Origin of the sequence: Shewanella electrica (assembly GCF_022321485.1) — a bacterium.
Lineage (GTDB): Bacteria > Pseudomonadota > Gammaproteobacteria > Enterobacterales > Shewanellaceae > Shewanella > Shewanella electrica.
In genome coordinates this window covers 419,478-433,204 of record NZ_JAKOGG010000003.1, presented here as the reverse complement: position 1 = coordinate 433,204, position 13,727 = coordinate 419,478, and the positions used below count along the sequence as shown (strand labels likewise).

The window sequence follows — 13,727 nt, the reverse complement described above, 5'->3', positions numbered from 1 at the left end:
ATAGTGTCTAAAATATTGTTAGCTATATAGCTAATTTTTTTATTGTGAGCTATTTTGTTAGCTATATAGTTAACTTTTGGTGTTTACATGGCAAGCAGACAGGAAATTGGTAAAGCGGTCAGCGCACAACGTAAAGCGCTTGGCTTTACCCAACAGCGCCTTGCTGAGCTGACAGGTATTCATAAAGTCACTATCTCAGAAATAGAGAATGGTCGTTTTACTGGCTCGTTCGATATCTTCGAGCGTTTGCTTGATGCGGTCGGCTTACAGTTTAACGTGACACTAAAACGTCATGAGTTACCTGATTGGGATGAGATTGATAGCTTGTTTGCGGAGGATGACTAATGACCGTCGAAGCGAGCTTGCCTAATCAAATCAGCCGTATCACGGTTCATGCTGATGGTGCAGAGTTAGGCGTGTTGACCCATGGCTCAGTGCATCATTACCAGCCGACACAGGATAAACGCCATGTGTCGCTGACCATGACGAAAAAGGGCATGGATGGTTACTCATCCGGAGCATTGCATCCAATATTTGCACAAAACCTACCAGAAGGGTTTAACCGTCGCTTTATTGCTGAAAAGCTGGCTCGCTATGCCAAAGTCAACGATATGTACTTGCTGGCGTTGCAAGGTGATCACAGTGTAGGCATGTTGTCTTATCAAAGTGAGTTGGACTTGCCAGAAGCTGAGTCTGTATCTCTTAACGATATTCTGTCGTATCACAGTGCTGAGCCACTATTCCCGCAACTGCTTGAAAAATACTACTTGAGAAACTCACTTGCTGGTGTGCAGCCCAAGGTCAGTATTCCCCATGCAGGTGGCGCTAAAACGGATAGAACCTTTGAGCAAAAAGATCTGATTGTTAAGTCATTTGATGAGCAGTTCCCACTATTAACAGTAAATGAGTTTGTCTGCATGGAGGCAGCTCGTCATTGTGGTTTGAATCCACCAGCAACATATCTCTCAGATAATCTGGAAACCTTTGTGGTTGAACGGTTTGATAAAACCGCTGAGGGAATAAAGCTTGGTTATGAAGATTTCACTACGTTGTTGAAAAAGCCTAATGATCCCGATGCAAAGTACAGTAGCAGTTATGAAACGTTACTGAGGGCGACGTATCTTTACACCAATAGCCAAGCGGAAGTTGAAACCATGTTTCGTTACATCGTGTTTAACTGCTTGATTGGTAATGGTGATGCGCACCTCAAAAACTTTGCTGTGCAGTACTCGCCTGATATGTCACAGATTTTTGTTTCACCGCCATTTGATATCACCCATACGCTGATCTACGACACCATAGATAACAAGATGGCGCTTAAGCTCGCAAGCAGTAAGGCGTTCCCCGATGTATCCCATTTACTGAAGTTGGCTGAGGGCAAAGAGTTTCGCATCAGAAAAGCGAAGGAGATCATCGAGTCCACTGGCGATGGCATTATGGATTATTTAAAGCGTTCCGATGCCGTGCAGTTATTCGCTGGGTTACGTGATTCAATTGAGCAAGCGGTATCAAGCGTGATGACACCAACCTATACCACTAAAAGTTATCGCCACGACCGCAAGAAGAAGTTTGAGTAAGTGCCGGGGGTTTCTCGTTTTGTGAATCTATGGCAAGTCAGAGTGGCTATCCGACTTTTAACTCACGCATTATCATCCAAGCCCGTAGCTAAATAAGATGCACATGGCGCGTTGTTTATCTTGGCGACCATCATCCCCGATCCCAGCAGCATCTGAATGATAGCAAGGCGTTTGGTCGAACATCTAAACCATAGCGGTATCCACACAATATGAATTTATTTCTTAACGGTTATAGCGTGTAAGATTGGATTTAACGGCTACAGCGTGTAAGAGTGGTTTGAATCGTTGAGATTTGGTTGGAGTCCGATCAATCTGAGCATTAAACTCAGTTTTGGTCATTATGCATAAAAGCAAAAAGCCACTTCCGAGGAAGTGGCTTTTCTTTAAATATAACAAGAACTAATCTTAGTTCATGCCATATTTTTTCAATTTTTTGCGCAGAGTGCCGCGGTTGATACCCAGCATGTTCGCAGCGCGAGTCTGGTTACCACGGGTGTGTTGCATAATGATATCAAGCAGTGGAGCTTCTACTTCGCAAAGCACCATTTCATACACTTCCTGAGCTTCTTGACCATCTAACTGGCTGAAGAAGTTGCTCACGGCGCGTTTTACTGCGTCACGTAACAGTTGAGGCTTGATAGTGCCGTTAGCGGTTTCGATTTTGCCTACGGTAAGCGGATGAGCTTCTGTGTGAGTTGTCTGATCAAACATTCGTATTCTGCTCTTTAATTATCTAAAACACATTCATCAAAAAATCGTTCCACCATGGAACATTGTTCAGCAGCGCTTTCTATCCGATTAAAATCGGCGCGGAATTGACGCTGTTCTTCCTGGTCCAGGTACCAACCTATATGTTTTCTGGCGATGCGAACGCCTTTAAGTTCGCCATACAATCCATACAACTTGGCTAGATGCTCCAGCATCACTTGACGCTTTTCAGCATTCCCAACGGGCTCCAGTTTTTCACCGGTATCCAGGTAATGCTGGATTTCACGAAAAATCCAGGGTCGTCCCTGTGCGCCTCGTCCAATCATTAGGGCATCGGCACCGGTGTAATCCAGCACAAAGCGGGCTTGCTCCGGTGTGGTGATATCCCCATTGGCCACCACAGGAATCGACACATTTTGTTTAATTGCTTTGATGGTGTCGTACTCGGCATTGCCTTTGTACATGCATTGCCGCGTGCGGCCGTGAACCGCCAGCGATGCAATACCACTATCTTCAGCAATTTGGGCAATTTGAACACCATTCCTGTGCTCTGGGTCCCAGCCCGTGCGAATCTTCAGCGTGACCGGTACATCCACTGCTGCCACTACCGCATCCAATATCTGTTTGACCAGTTCGGGCGACTGTAGCAAAGCGGAACCTGCCAGCTTTTTATTCACTTTCTTCGCGGGGCAGCCCATGTTGATGTCGATGATTTGTGCCCCTTGCTCCACATTGAAGCGTGCGGCCCAAGCCATCTCGTCAGGATCTGCTCCGGCAATTTGTACTGAGCGTATGCCTTCCTCACCGGAATGCGCCATGCGCAAACGGCTTTTGTCGGTATCCCAAATATCGGGATTAGCCAACATCATTTCTGATACTGCTAAGGCGGCGCCGTAGCGTAAACAGAGATTGCGGAAGGGCTGATCAGTGACACCTGCCATTGGTGCCACGATCAGCTGATTGTTCAGTTGATATGGGCCAATTTGCATGTCGCGGTTTCACCTCGCTCTTCAAAGGGGCGCTATAGTACGACTTTTTATCGGCCATGAAAAGGTTAAAAAATCACCTGAGAGTAAACTTTTTTGCTTGACATTTATTAGCAACGAACTCAGCCGTGGCGCGCTTTGGCGGCTCATTACTGCGTTTTGCGGGTTCCTGTCAAGCGGCTCCAGTCTTCTTTGTGAGCAGCTGCATCCATATCAAACCATTGGCTGTAAATTTCGCGCAATTCTTCGGCTTGTTCGTTTAACAAACCTGACAACGCGAGTACGCCGTTCGGTTTAACTAACCCTGCAATTAATGGTGCCAGTTCGCGCAGTGGGCCAGCCAGAATGTTGGCTACCAGTACATCGGCCTGAATATCGGCAGGTTGGTCTTGTGGCAGATACAGTGACAGCTTGTCTTCTACGCCGTTACGGCGGGCGTTGTCTTTAGAGGCATCAATGGCTTGGTAGTCGATATCAATACCCACAGCGTGCGGTGCACCGAGTTTCAGCGCGGCCACGGCCAAAATGCCTGAGCCACAGCCAAAGTCGATCACTTGCTTGCCGGCCAGATCTAAGCTGTCGAGCCATTCCATACACAGTGCGGTGGTTGGGTGAGTGCCCGTACCAAACGCTAAACCTGGGTCGAGCAATACGTTAACCGCATCCGGCTCTGGTGCTTCACGCCAGCTTGGGCACACCCACAGGCGGTTACCAAATTTGATTGGGTGGAAGCTGTCCATCCATTCGCGTACCCAGTCTTTATCTTCTACTTGCTCGATTTTGTAGTCGGTATCGGCAGGCATATAAGGCTGAGCTTTGAGTTCAGCAATCACTGGAGTGAGATCGTCACCGGCATCAAATAGCGCAATCACTGTGGTGGCATCCCACAGCGGCGTTTCACCCAGCTTAGGTTCGAAGATTGGCGTATCGAAGCTGTCTTCAAAGGTGATGGAGACACTGCCCAGTTCCATTAACAGGTCACTTAGGGGCTCAGCGTGTTCTTTATTGCTGTTGAGGCGGAGTTGGATCCAAGGCATTGGCGTTCTCTTGTTAGCTGGGTGGCGACGGTGGCCACAATCAAAGTGGCGCTATTTTAGTGCAAGGTGGCGGATCATCGCCAGTTTGATAATCCTTCGCGTTGTAATCGTCTTTCTATTTTTAGCCAGAATAAGGATAAATGGCTGAAATCTGCTTTCTTTTTTGTTTTATTTATACAAATAACTCATTGATTACTAATGGCTAAATGGTATTACCATTGTTCACTTTTACTTAAATCATTTATCACTGATGCAGCAAAAGCTGCTTTTTTATTGAACAGGATCACAAAGGTTAGTTAAGCCGTTTGGCATTTAAGCGCTTTTGGATATTTTGAAATGCTGACTAAATTAACTTAAGTAACTTTTGTAATTATGTTGACGAAATACCATTTGGGTGAGCGCTGGTTGGGCTTTCCTCGCAGCTATCGTTGGGCGGCGGTCGCCGATAGATTGCAAAGCGCCAGTGGCGTGTTACTTGGGTTATTCCTGCTGTTGCACTTGCATTTTGAATCATCAATTTTGCTCGGCAAGGCGGCGTTTTACCGCGTGGCCCAAGTATTAGAAGGCGGGTTGTTTACCCCATCGGGTCACGGCGTGCCGTTAATCACCCAGCTGTTTTCGCTGGTTATGCTGCTGGTGTTAATGGTGCACGCCGCCACGGCACTGCGACGTTTTCCGGTACAACTGGGGCAATGGCGCGCGCTGCGCAATCATCTGCATCTCATCAAACATAACGATAGCAAGCTGTGGTTTTGGCAGATGCTCACCGGCTTTTTGATGTTTTTCTTAGTGCCAATGCACTTAGTCACCATGCTCACCAATCCCGAAATTGGCCCACATCTGTCGGCGGCGCGGGTGTACCACGACAACTATTGGCTGCTGTATGGGCTGTTGCTGCCCGCCGTAGTGGTGCACGCCATGCTGGGGTTATACCGCGTGGCAGTGAAGTGGGGCATCAGCTTTCAGCGTCACGGCTTATTGCTGCTCGCCAAAATCCTTATGGGTTATCTCATTATCTTAGGTGCTTGCAGCTTGGTGGCGTATTTGGTGATTGGTCACTCACTGACGCTACCGGTCACGCCATTTACCCCCTAACACGACATAAAAACGATAAATCGCTACAGCGATAAACCATGAGCAATTGGCTTGAAGGAGCACCTGTGAAACTGATTTATACCGATGCATTAGTGGTGGGCGCTGGGCTGGCGGGGTTGCGGGTGGCGATTGCCGCCAAAGAGCGCGGCTTAGATACGCTGGTGCTGTCGCTGATCCCCGCTAAAAGGTCGCATTCCGCTGCGGCGCAAGGCGGCATGCAAGCCAGCCTTGGCAATACCGTGAAAGGCGATGGCGATAACGAAGATGTGCACTTTCAAGATACCGTTAAAGGCTCCGATTGGGGCTGCGATCAAACCGTGGCGCGGATGTTTGCCCATTGCGCGCCCAAAGCGGTGCGGCAGATGGCGAATTGGGGCGTACCGTGGACGCGCGTCACCGCCGGGCCGCGGCAAGTGGTGGTTAATGCTGAGCGCATCACCATTGAAGAAGCGCAAGCGGCGCATGGCCTGATTAACGCCCGCGATTTTGGCGGCACCAAAAAATGGCGCACCTGTTACACCGCCGATGGCACTGGCCACTCACTGTTGTATGCGGTCGATAACAAGGCGATCTCGCTGGATATTCCGGTGCATGAACGCATGGAAGCACTGAAGATTATTCACGATGGCAAGCGTTGTCACGGCGTCATTGCGCGTTGCCTGATTACCGGTGAACTGCGCGCCTATATTGCTAAATCGACCACCATCGCTACCGGCGGTTATGGTCGCATTTATGAAGTGTCCACCAACGCGATTATCTGCGAAGGCGTCGGCCAAGCGCTGGCGTTAGAAACCGGCGTCGCCACCCTCGGCAATATGGAAGCGGTGCAGTTTCACCCGACCGCTATTGTGCCGGTGGGCATTCTCACCACCGAAGGGTGCCGTGGTGATGGCGGCTTGCTGCGCGATCGCAACGGCCACCGCTTTATGCCGGATTATGAGCCGGAGAAAAAAGAGCTGGCGTCGCGCGATGTGGTGTCACGGCGGATGACCGAACACATGCGTAAAGGTTTGGGTGTTGATAGCCCGTATGGGCCGCATTTGTGGCTCGACATCACCTTGCTTGGCCGCAAACACATTGACACCAACTTGCGCGAAGTGAAAGAGATCTGCGAGAACTTTCTTGGCATCGATCCCGCTGATGAATGGATCCCGGTGCGGCCAACCCAGCACTATTCCATGGGCGGCATTCGCACCAATCCGAGCGGCGAAAGCCCGCAGCTTTCAGGTTTATTTAGCGTGGGCGAAGCCGCCTGCTGGGACATGCACGGCTTTAACCGCCTCGGTGGTAACTCGCTGGCTGAAACCGTGGTTGGCGGCATGATCATCGGCAGTTATGTGGCCGATTTCTGCCAGCAAAATGAGCTGGTGGTTGATACCGCGCTGGTGAACAAATTCAGCACTGAGCTGCAAAGCGAGATTGACGAACTATGCCAAGACGGCGAGGGCGAAAACGCCTTTGCGCTGAAAACTCACATGCAGCGGGTGATGATGGATCATGTTGGCATCTTCCGTAATGGCCCTGAACTCGAAGTGGCGGTGGCCGAGCTGAAGGAGTTATTGCAGCGCTCACGCAACATCAAACTCAAATGCACCAAACGCCACGCCAACCCTGAGTTGGTGGAAGCACTGCGGGTGCGACGGATGATTAAAGTGGCGCTAACGGTGGCTTGTGGCGCATTGGCGCGCACCGAAAGCCGTGGCGCTCACGCCCGTGAAGACTATCCGCAGCGTAACGATAAAGACTGGCTGTGTCGCACGCTCGCCAGTTGGCCAAACGCCAACGATCTCACGCCAATCTTGAGTTATGAGCCGCTGGATGTGATGCAGATGGAGCTACCGCCCGGTTATCGCGGTTACGGCGCCGATAACGCCATCGCCCACCCTGATACGGCAAAACGTTTGGATGAGATCGCCACCATCGCCGCCGGTTTGGGCAGCCACATTACCCGCCAGCAGTTGCAGCAGGCGTTGATGCCATTTGAGCTACCGTCCTTTTTGCGCGCCAGTAACCAACGGCTGCATGACACCTTGCACGCCAGCCACAGCAAAAACACTACCACCCATACCAGCAACGTGGACGGAACATCCCATGAGTAACAGCCGTACTTTGACCTTTAATATCTTCCGTTACGATCCGCAACTGCCCGGTGATGCGCCCGCCATGGTGCAATATCAGCTCGAAGAAACGGCGGGCATGACGGTGTTTATCGCGCTCAATCGCATTCGCGCTGAGCAAGATCCGTCACTGCAATTCGACTTTGTTTGCCGTGCGGGGATCTGCGGCAGTTGCGCCATGGTGATCAACGGCCTGCCCACGCTGGCGTGCCGCACACTCACCGCCAAATATAGTGATGGCAACATTACGCTGATGCCGCTGCCGGGGTTTGAGTTGATTGGTGACTTGTCCGTCAACACTGGTAAGTTTATGCGCGAACTGGCCGAGCGCCTCAAGTTGTGGCTGCATCCGGCGGCCGATCAACACGACATCCATCTGATTGAACAGCCGATGGCGCCAGATGAAGCGGCCAAACTGTATGAGTTGGAACGTTGCGTCGAATGCGGCGTGTGTGTCTCGGCTTGTGCCACTGCGCAGATGCGTGACACCTTTGTTGGCGCCGTCGGCATGATGAAGATCGCGCGCTTTGAACTGGATAGTCGCGATGCCCGCAGCGCCGAAGATTTTTATCACGTCATTGGCACCCAAGATGGTGTGTTTGGCTGCATGACCTTACTCGGCTGCCAAGACAACTGCCCGAAAGACTTACCACACATGCAGCAGATCGCTTACTTACGCCGCAAAATGTCGCGCACTTTGATCGGCATATCTCACGCTTGATCGTCCACGCGCGGCGGCATGTGCCATGTTCACGTTCATGTACTGATGCGGTTTGTATCATCGCGTCACTGCATGGTTTGCCGCTGGCGTGATGTTGATGCTGGTGACGGGAGGCCACTGGGTGGCCTGTGGTCAGCCATTGGGCCGCGTTCGCGTTTATTAGAAATTCACCGCGAGCATTTTGTCGTAAAAGCCCAAGTCAATCAGCGTCTTCATATAGTTGTGAGGTTTACGCGCAATTTGATCTTGCAGCAAGGCGATAAAGGCTTCGGCAAAATCCAGTCTTGGGTATGCGCGCACAATGTCGTGCAGTGTTTCTGGGTGAATATCTTGGTGCCACAGCGCTGCCACATCCAGCCCCGCGCCATAGTGTATCAAGGCAATTTCTGGCTCTTTGGTCTCGGCCACCCCGATTGAGTCATGCAAGGCTACCATTTCGTGGATCAGCTCAGCCCTTGGGATCTCCAAGCCTTGCTCAATGGCAAAATTGTAGGCGCTTTTGGCACCATCGCATTCAAATGTGCCGCCGTGGTCATGCTGCTCGGTTAGCCCGAGGTCATGCATTATCGAGCCAAGAAATAGCACTTCCTTGTCATATTTTTTGTTCACCTTATGCGACATCGCCACGCCAAAAGCGTAGCTGCGAAAGCCGTGGTTGAGCAGAAAATCGGGGCTGCATGCCCGCACTAGCTCAATGGCTTGCATACAGGCAGGGGAGTCGGGGACGGCATACTCATGCTTGGCAATGTAGTTGAGTTCTTGCCGCTGTAGCTTGCGTTTGGCTCGGCTAAACCCGTCAACCACTTGTCCTTTAATCATATGGTGCAACAAGCACAGTTTAGATGGCGCGGTTTTGTGAATTGTTAATGACATCAGTTATTCCCTGAGATATATTCTGTACGAGTTTGTACAAAATAAACCGAGATATTATTTTATGCAAGATGGTACAAAAATAAAGTCTGGCCGTGGTCGGCCCAGAGCATTCGACAGAGAACAGGCGTTACTGGCAGCCATGCGGCTATTTCAAACGCAGGGTTATAGCGGCACATCCTTAGATGATTTGGCTAACGCCATGGGGATCAAACGCTCAAGTCTTAATAACACCTTCGGCAATAAGCTGGCGTTGTATCAACACACGTTGGCGCTTTATGAGCAGCGCATGGGCGAACAACTGACGCAACGGCTGTTTGGTGGCGCTGAGTTGGCAGAGTCGCTGAACGACTATTTTTCCGCGCTGATTGCGATCTACTGCCAAGAGGGCGGTCAAGGTTGTTTTTTCACCACCACCTTGCCGTGTGTGCTCCGTACAGAGCAGACGTTGCAAGAGACGTTCATGGCAAATCATACCGCGCTGGAGTCGATGTTTCTTGCGCGGTTGCAGCAAGCTGGGCACCAAGATGAGCAGGCGGAAATCAGCGCCCAACTGCTGCTGGCGCTGCAACATACATTATCGCTGCGGGCGCGCGCTGGCGTCAGCCAAGCGGCGTTACTTAAGCTGAGTTGCGCCGCCATTGCTCGCATTTTAGCAGCGTAAGTTATTGTTTAATCGTCTGTTAAACACTTTTCATCGGCACTTGGCCGCCGCGTTGTTGCCGCCGTTAGCCGATATACTATGAATAACGTTAAGGACATTGACACCGTGAGCAAGTTACCTCGCTTTAAGCCATTTCTACTGAGTTGTTGCACATTGGTATTACTCAGTGGTTGTGGTCAGAGTGATGAAGTGAAAGTGCGTTTAAGTGGCGCAACCATGGGCACTACTTATCACATCACTTACATTGCCAATACCACATCACCGAGCCAAACGTACCTGCAAACCAAAATCGATAATGCCTTAGATCAGGTGAACCAAGTCGCATCGACTTACATTGTCAGCTCCGAGCTTTCTCAACTGAATCAAAGCCAATCAACTGAGCCTCGGCATTATTCAGCGGCGTTGACTGAGATGTTGGCGGAGGGGATCCATCTGGCACAGTTTACCCAAGGTTATCTGGATATCACGGTGGGGCCACTGGTCAATTTATGGGGTTTTGGCCCTGATCATCATCCAAAATTCATTCCCACTGCCGCCATGATTTCCCAAGCTAAACAGGATGTGGGTGCGCATTTTCTCGCGCTTGATGGTCAGTCGGTGCGCAAGCTGAATCCTAAGGTGTATGTTGATCTATCGACCCTCGCCAAAGGCTATGGTGTGGATGTGGTGGCTGACACCTTGGCAGCGGAAGGGATTGATAATTATCTGGTCGAAATTGGTGGCGAGATGCGCATTGCTGGGCACTCGTTAGCGCAGCAGGACTGGCGCATTGCGGTAGAAAAGCCTGTAGCTGAGCAACGTCAGGTACAGCATGTGTTGCAACCCAAAGACAGTGCGGTGGCAACCGCAGGCGATTATCGTAACTTTTTTGATGAAAACAATGTGCGTTATTCCCATATTATTGACCCCAATACCGGCTATCCCATCCACCACCATACGGTGTCGGTGACTGTAGTCGGTAAGTCATGTATGGCGGCCGATGGGCTGTCGACCGGCTTAATGGTCATGGGCGTCGAAAAGGGGCTAGCCTTAGCTGATGCGAATAATATTGCGGCAATGTTTATTACCAGAAACGACGATGGTAGTTTTAGTGAGCATTATTCTCAGGCGTTTCAGCAATATCTGTAGCGGTATATGCTGGCGGGCGACTGCCCCTAGTAATCAGCATGTTGGCTCCATTGAACGGGGCAAGTGCTACCATAACAACACGGCTCTTTAGCGAATAATTTAATGTCTAATCCCGATTTAAATCTGCTTATTGCGTTCGATGTTTTGCTTGATGAGTGCTCGGTCACTCGCGCGGCGGAGCGGCTGCATTTAAGCCCACCGGCGATGAGTCGTGCCTTGGCCCGTATTCGGGAGTTGGTGGATGACCCGATTCTGGTGCGCTCCGGTCGACATTTGGTGCCAACACCGAGAGCACTTGAGTTGCGTAATTCGGTCAAGGCGGCGGTGGAGATGGCGCAGCAGGTGTTTACGCCTAAGCAATTAACCGATCCGGCGTTATTGCAACGCGTTTTCCATATTCGCACCAACGATTTTTCCTTTGGCGAAATTGCGCGGCAACTGGTGGTGCAGTTGAGCAAACAAGCGCCCCATAGCTCGCTGTGTATCGTGCCTGAAGGGGTGGTTGATGATCACGCCTTGGCGGAAGGCCGTATCGATCTGTACATCACCAGTAAACGCGAGTTCTCGCCAGATACTAAGCAGCAAAAGCTGTTTGATACCTCATTTGTGGGCATTGCCTGCGCTAACCACCCGCTCTTTGCGCAAGCCATTACCGCGGAACGTTTTGCGTCTTACGGCCATATTAGCGTGTCGCGCCGTGGTCGTTCGCGCGGTCCGGTCGATCAACAGTTGCAAACCTTGGGGTTGAAGCGCCATGTTGCGGTGATCTCGCCCTCGCTGTTCTCGGCATTATTTTATCTGCCGGGGTCCGATCTTATCTTGCCAACCATGCCGAGAAACATGCTGATGACGGTGGAGCGGCTGGGATTACCGCTGAGAACCTTTGAGCTGCCGGTTGAGGTTAATCCGATTGAAATCATGCAGGTGTGGCATCCAAGATTTGATAATGATCCCGCGCATCAATGGTTTCGTCGTCTGGTGAAAACTGTCTGCTTGTCCCATGTCGAGAAAAATAGTTAGCTTGGCCGCCAGCTTGCTGCGTTGGCTAAGCAAGCTGGCGACGTCTCATTCATAACACATTCAATTTGAATATAAATTAAGCAATAAAGGCCCACAGTCTCCACTGGATTCCATCTGGCGCAATCCATACTTCACCGATTAGCAATTTTGCTATTAATGGCTAGCCCTTAAAGTAGTCGCCCTTGTAAACGACTTGATAGGAGCCACGGGTGATGCAATCCCGACCATTAATTAGGCGCACCATCAGCGGGGTCGCCCGGTGAGTTCGTCTTCTTCTACCATCGCGCCACCTGCGCCAGCCAAAGCGGGTGATGCGGCATTCGGCATTCAGATCGCCACAGGCCTTATCGGCATTTTGTTGGCGGTGCTGATCGCCGGTTTCAATGAAAGTGTTACTAAGATCGCCATGCCCGATATTCGTGGTGCCATGGGCTATAGCTATGATCAAAGTACCTGGTTAATTGCGGTTTACGCGGCCACCTCGGTGACCGCCATGGCATTTGCGCCGTGGTGCGCGGTGACCTTTACCTTTAGAAAATTTGTCATTGTGGCGATGGGGGCCTTTGCCGTTATCGCCTTGCTGTGTCCGTTTGCCCCCAATTTTGAAGCGTTATTAGCGCTCAGGGCGATGCAAGGCTTACTCGGTGGCGCGATGCCGCCGATGTTGATGTCGGTCGCGTTACGCTATTTGCCACCCAAAGTGAAGTTGTATGGCTTGGGCACCTATGCGCTGACCGCCACCTTTGGCCCCAGTTTTGGTATTCCGTTGGCGGCGTGGAGTGTAGACAAATTAGGTTGGCAATTTGCGTTTTGGCAAGTGATCCCCATGTGTTTGCTGAGCATGACGTTAGTATCTTGGGGCATGCCGAAAGACCCGCTGCGACTGGAACGTTTTAAGACATTTAACACCCAAGGATTTTTACTCGGCGCGCCTGCCATCATCATGATTGTGCTCGGGTTAGAGCAAGGTCAGCGCCTTGATTGGCTTAACTCAGCCTTGGTGGAACTGCTGCTTGGCGGCGGTTTGTTGTTGATGTTGTTGTTTCTTAGAAACGAATGGAACCACGCGCTACCGTTTTTTAAGGTGCAAATCCTGAAAAAACGCAACTTAGCGTTCTCGCTGATCACCCTCGGCGGCATTCTGTTCATCATGGGCGCCACCATCAACATTCCGTACAACTACTTGGCGGCGGTACATCACTATCGGCCTTTGGATGCGACGCCCGCGCTACTATTGGTAGCGGTGCCGCAATTCCTATTTATTCCGCTAGTGGTGGCGATGTTAAACAACAAGCTGGTGGATTGCCGCTACATGTTGGCCGCAGGGTTGGCGTTATTAGGCTGCGCTTGTTACTTGGGTACCCAAGTGACCAGCGAGTGGCACCGAGACAATTTCTACGCCATCCAACTGATCCAAGCCGTGGCACAACCTATGGTGGTGATCCCAGTGATCATGCTGTCAGTCACCGGGCTAGATGCGCGCGACGGTCCATTTGCGTCCGCTTGGTTTAACACGCTGAAAGGTTTCGCTGGCGTGGCGGCAGGCTGTGTGATTGAGGTGTTGTCGCTCAAGCGCGAACACTTCCACTCCACGGTGTTGGTCGACCAGTTGGGCAATAGTGGTTTGAACCCTCAGGCGCACGCCATGGGCGATGTTGCCCATCGCATAGAACAACAAGTAACGGTGTTAACCTCGGCCGATCTCTACCTCTACGTGGCGATTGCTTGCATCGTGCTTATTCCGCTCGTGGCAATTTTGCCAACGCGTATTTTTCCCCCATCAGTCAGTAAATAAATTCTCGGA

13 protein-coding genes are annotated in these 13,727 nt (G+C 51.0%); 9 read left to right on the top strand and 4 right to left on the bottom strand.

Features of this window, described 5'->3' with window-relative positions; genetic code table 11:
• Positions 1–87 precede the first annotated feature (87 nt).
• Together L9G74_RS06760 and L9G74_RS06755 are read left to right on the top strand one after the other, a co-directional pair.
• Complete coding sequence (locus tag L9G74_RS06760) at positions 88–345, top strand: helix-turn-helix domain-containing protein (protein WP_238895535.1); 258 nt, start codon at positions 88–90, stop codon at positions 343–345.
• Complete coding sequence (locus tag L9G74_RS06755) at positions 345–1,577, top strand: type II toxin-antitoxin system HipA family toxin (RefSeq protein WP_238895534.1); 1,233 nt, start codon at positions 345–347, stop codon at positions 1,575–1,577. The genes L9G74_RS06760 and L9G74_RS06755 overlap by 1 nt, the downstream gene beginning before the upstream one ends.
• Before the next feature lie 405 nt (positions 1,578–1,982).
• On the opposite strand, the gene fis is transcribed toward L9G74_RS06755, so the two are convergent.
• The 3 genes from fis to prmA form a co-directional block, all read right to left on the bottom strand.
• On the bottom strand, positions 1,983–2,288 hold the full coding sequence (fis, locus tag L9G74_RS06750) for a DNA-binding transcriptional regulator Fis (protein ID WP_037441607.1): 306 nt from the start codon (positions 2,286–2,288) through the stop codon (positions 1,983–1,985).
• 14 nt (positions 2,289–2,302) lie between these two features.
• Positions 2,303–3,274, bottom strand: a complete 972-nt coding sequence (gene dusB, locus L9G74_RS06745) for a tRNA dihydrouridine synthase DusB (RefSeq protein WP_238895533.1) — start codon at positions 3,272–3,274, stop codon at positions 2,303–2,305.
• A gap of 146 nt (positions 3,275–3,420) precedes the next feature.
• Positions 3,421–4,308, bottom strand: coding sequence for a 50S ribosomal protein L11 methyltransferase (gene prmA, locus L9G74_RS06740; RefSeq protein ID WP_238895532.1), 888 nt, complete (start codon positions 4,306–4,308; stop codon positions 3,421–3,423).
• A gap of 372 nt (positions 4,309–4,680) precedes the next feature.
• On the opposite strand from prmA, the gene L9G74_RS06735 reads away from it, so the two are divergent.
• The 3 genes from L9G74_RS06735 to L9G74_RS06725 all read left to right on the top strand — a co-directional run bounded on the left by L9G74_RS06735 (position 4,681) and on the right by L9G74_RS06725 (position 8,241).
• Positions 4,681–5,403 carry a fumarate reductase cytochrome b subunit gene (locus L9G74_RS06735; RefSeq protein ID WP_238895531.1) on the top strand — a complete coding sequence of 241 codons (723 nt, stop codon included), beginning with the start codon at positions 4,681–4,683 and terminating at the stop codon, positions 5,401–5,403.
• A 65-nt stretch (positions 5,404–5,468) separates the two neighbouring features.
• Positions 5,469–7,502 carry a fumarate reductase flavoprotein subunit gene (locus L9G74_RS06730; protein ID WP_238895530.1) on the top strand — a complete coding sequence of 678 codons (2,034 nt, stop codon included), beginning with the start codon at positions 5,469–5,471 and terminating at the stop codon, positions 7,500–7,502.
• Positions 7,495–8,241 (top strand): fumarate reductase iron-sulfur subunit, encoded by a 747-nt coding sequence (locus L9G74_RS06725; RefSeq protein WP_238895529.1) that lies wholly within the window; start codon positions 7,495–7,497, stop codon positions 8,239–8,241. The genes L9G74_RS06730 and L9G74_RS06725 overlap by 8 nt, the downstream gene beginning before the upstream one ends.
• 159 nt (positions 8,242–8,400) lie before the next feature.
• Here L9G74_RS06725 and L9G74_RS06720 read toward each other — a convergent pair whose 3' ends face one another.
• Positions 8,401–9,114, bottom strand: a complete 714-nt coding sequence (locus L9G74_RS06720; RefSeq protein WP_238895528.1) for an HD domain-containing protein — start codon at positions 9,112–9,114, stop codon at positions 8,401–8,403.
• Between the two features lie 61 nt (positions 9,115–9,175).
• Between L9G74_RS06720 and L9G74_RS06715 the strand changes: the two genes are divergently transcribed.
• The 4 genes from L9G74_RS06715 (at position 9,176) to L9G74_RS06700 (ending at position 13,718) form a co-directional block, all read left to right on the top strand.
• Complete coding sequence (locus L9G74_RS06715; protein ID WP_238895527.1) at positions 9,176–9,775, top strand: TetR/AcrR family transcriptional regulator; 600 nt, start codon at positions 9,176–9,178, stop codon at positions 9,773–9,775.
• Positions 9,776–9,880: 105 nt separating this feature from the next.
• Positions 9,881–10,903, top strand: coding sequence for an FAD:protein FMN transferase (locus L9G74_RS06710; protein ID WP_238895526.1), 1,023 nt, complete (start codon positions 9,881–9,883; stop codon positions 10,901–10,903).
• A gap of 102 nt (positions 10,904–11,005) precedes the next feature.
• Positions 11,006–11,923: a LysR family transcriptional regulator gene (locus tag L9G74_RS06705; RefSeq protein WP_238895525.1), complete on the top strand. Its 918-nt coding sequence runs from the start codon at positions 11,006–11,008 to the stop codon at positions 11,921–11,923.
• Positions 11,924–12,182: 259 nt separating this feature from the next.
• Positions 12,183–13,718 (top strand): MFS transporter, encoded by a 1,536-nt coding sequence (locus L9G74_RS06700; RefSeq protein WP_238895524.1) that lies wholly within the window; start codon positions 12,183–12,185, stop codon positions 13,716–13,718.
• Positions 13,719–13,727 lie beyond the last annotated feature (9 nt).

Bases quoted from the DNA above. Each gene is read 5' to 3' on its own strand.
- L9G74_RS06760 (WP_238895535.1), top strand. From the start codon at position 88: ATGGCAAGCAGACAGGAAATTGGTAAAGCGGTCAGCGCACAACGTAAA.
- L9G74_RS06755 (WP_238895534.1), top strand. From the start codon at position 345: ATGACCGTCGAAGCGAGCTTGCCTAATCAAATCAGCCGTATCACGGTT.
- fis (WP_037441607.1), bottom strand. From the start codon at position 2,288: ATGTTTGATCAGACAACTCACACAGAAGCTCATCCGCTTACCGTAGGC.
- dusB (WP_238895533.1), bottom strand. From the start codon at position 3,274: ATGCAAATTGGCCCATATCAACTGAACAATCAGCTGATCGTGGCACCA.
- prmA (WP_238895532.1), bottom strand. From the start codon at position 4,308: ATGCCTTGGATCCAACTCCGCCTCAACAGCAATAAAGAACACGCTGAG.
- L9G74_RS06735 (WP_238895531.1), top strand. From the start codon at position 4,681: ATGTTGACGAAATACCATTTGGGTGAGCGCTGGTTGGGCTTTCCTCGC.
- L9G74_RS06725 (WP_238895529.1), top strand. From the start codon at position 7,495: ATGAGTAACAGCCGTACTTTGACCTTTAATATCTTCCGTTACGATCCG.
- L9G74_RS06720 (WP_238895528.1), bottom strand. From the start codon at position 9,114: ATGTCATTAACAATTCACAAAACCGCGCCATCTAAACTGTGCTTGTTG.
- L9G74_RS06715 (WP_238895527.1), top strand. From the start codon at position 9,176: ATGCAAGATGGTACAAAAATAAAGTCTGGCCGTGGTCGGCCCAGAGCA.
- L9G74_RS06705 (WP_238895525.1), top strand. From the start codon at position 11,006: ATGTCTAATCCCGATTTAAATCTGCTTATTGCGTTCGATGTTTTGCTT.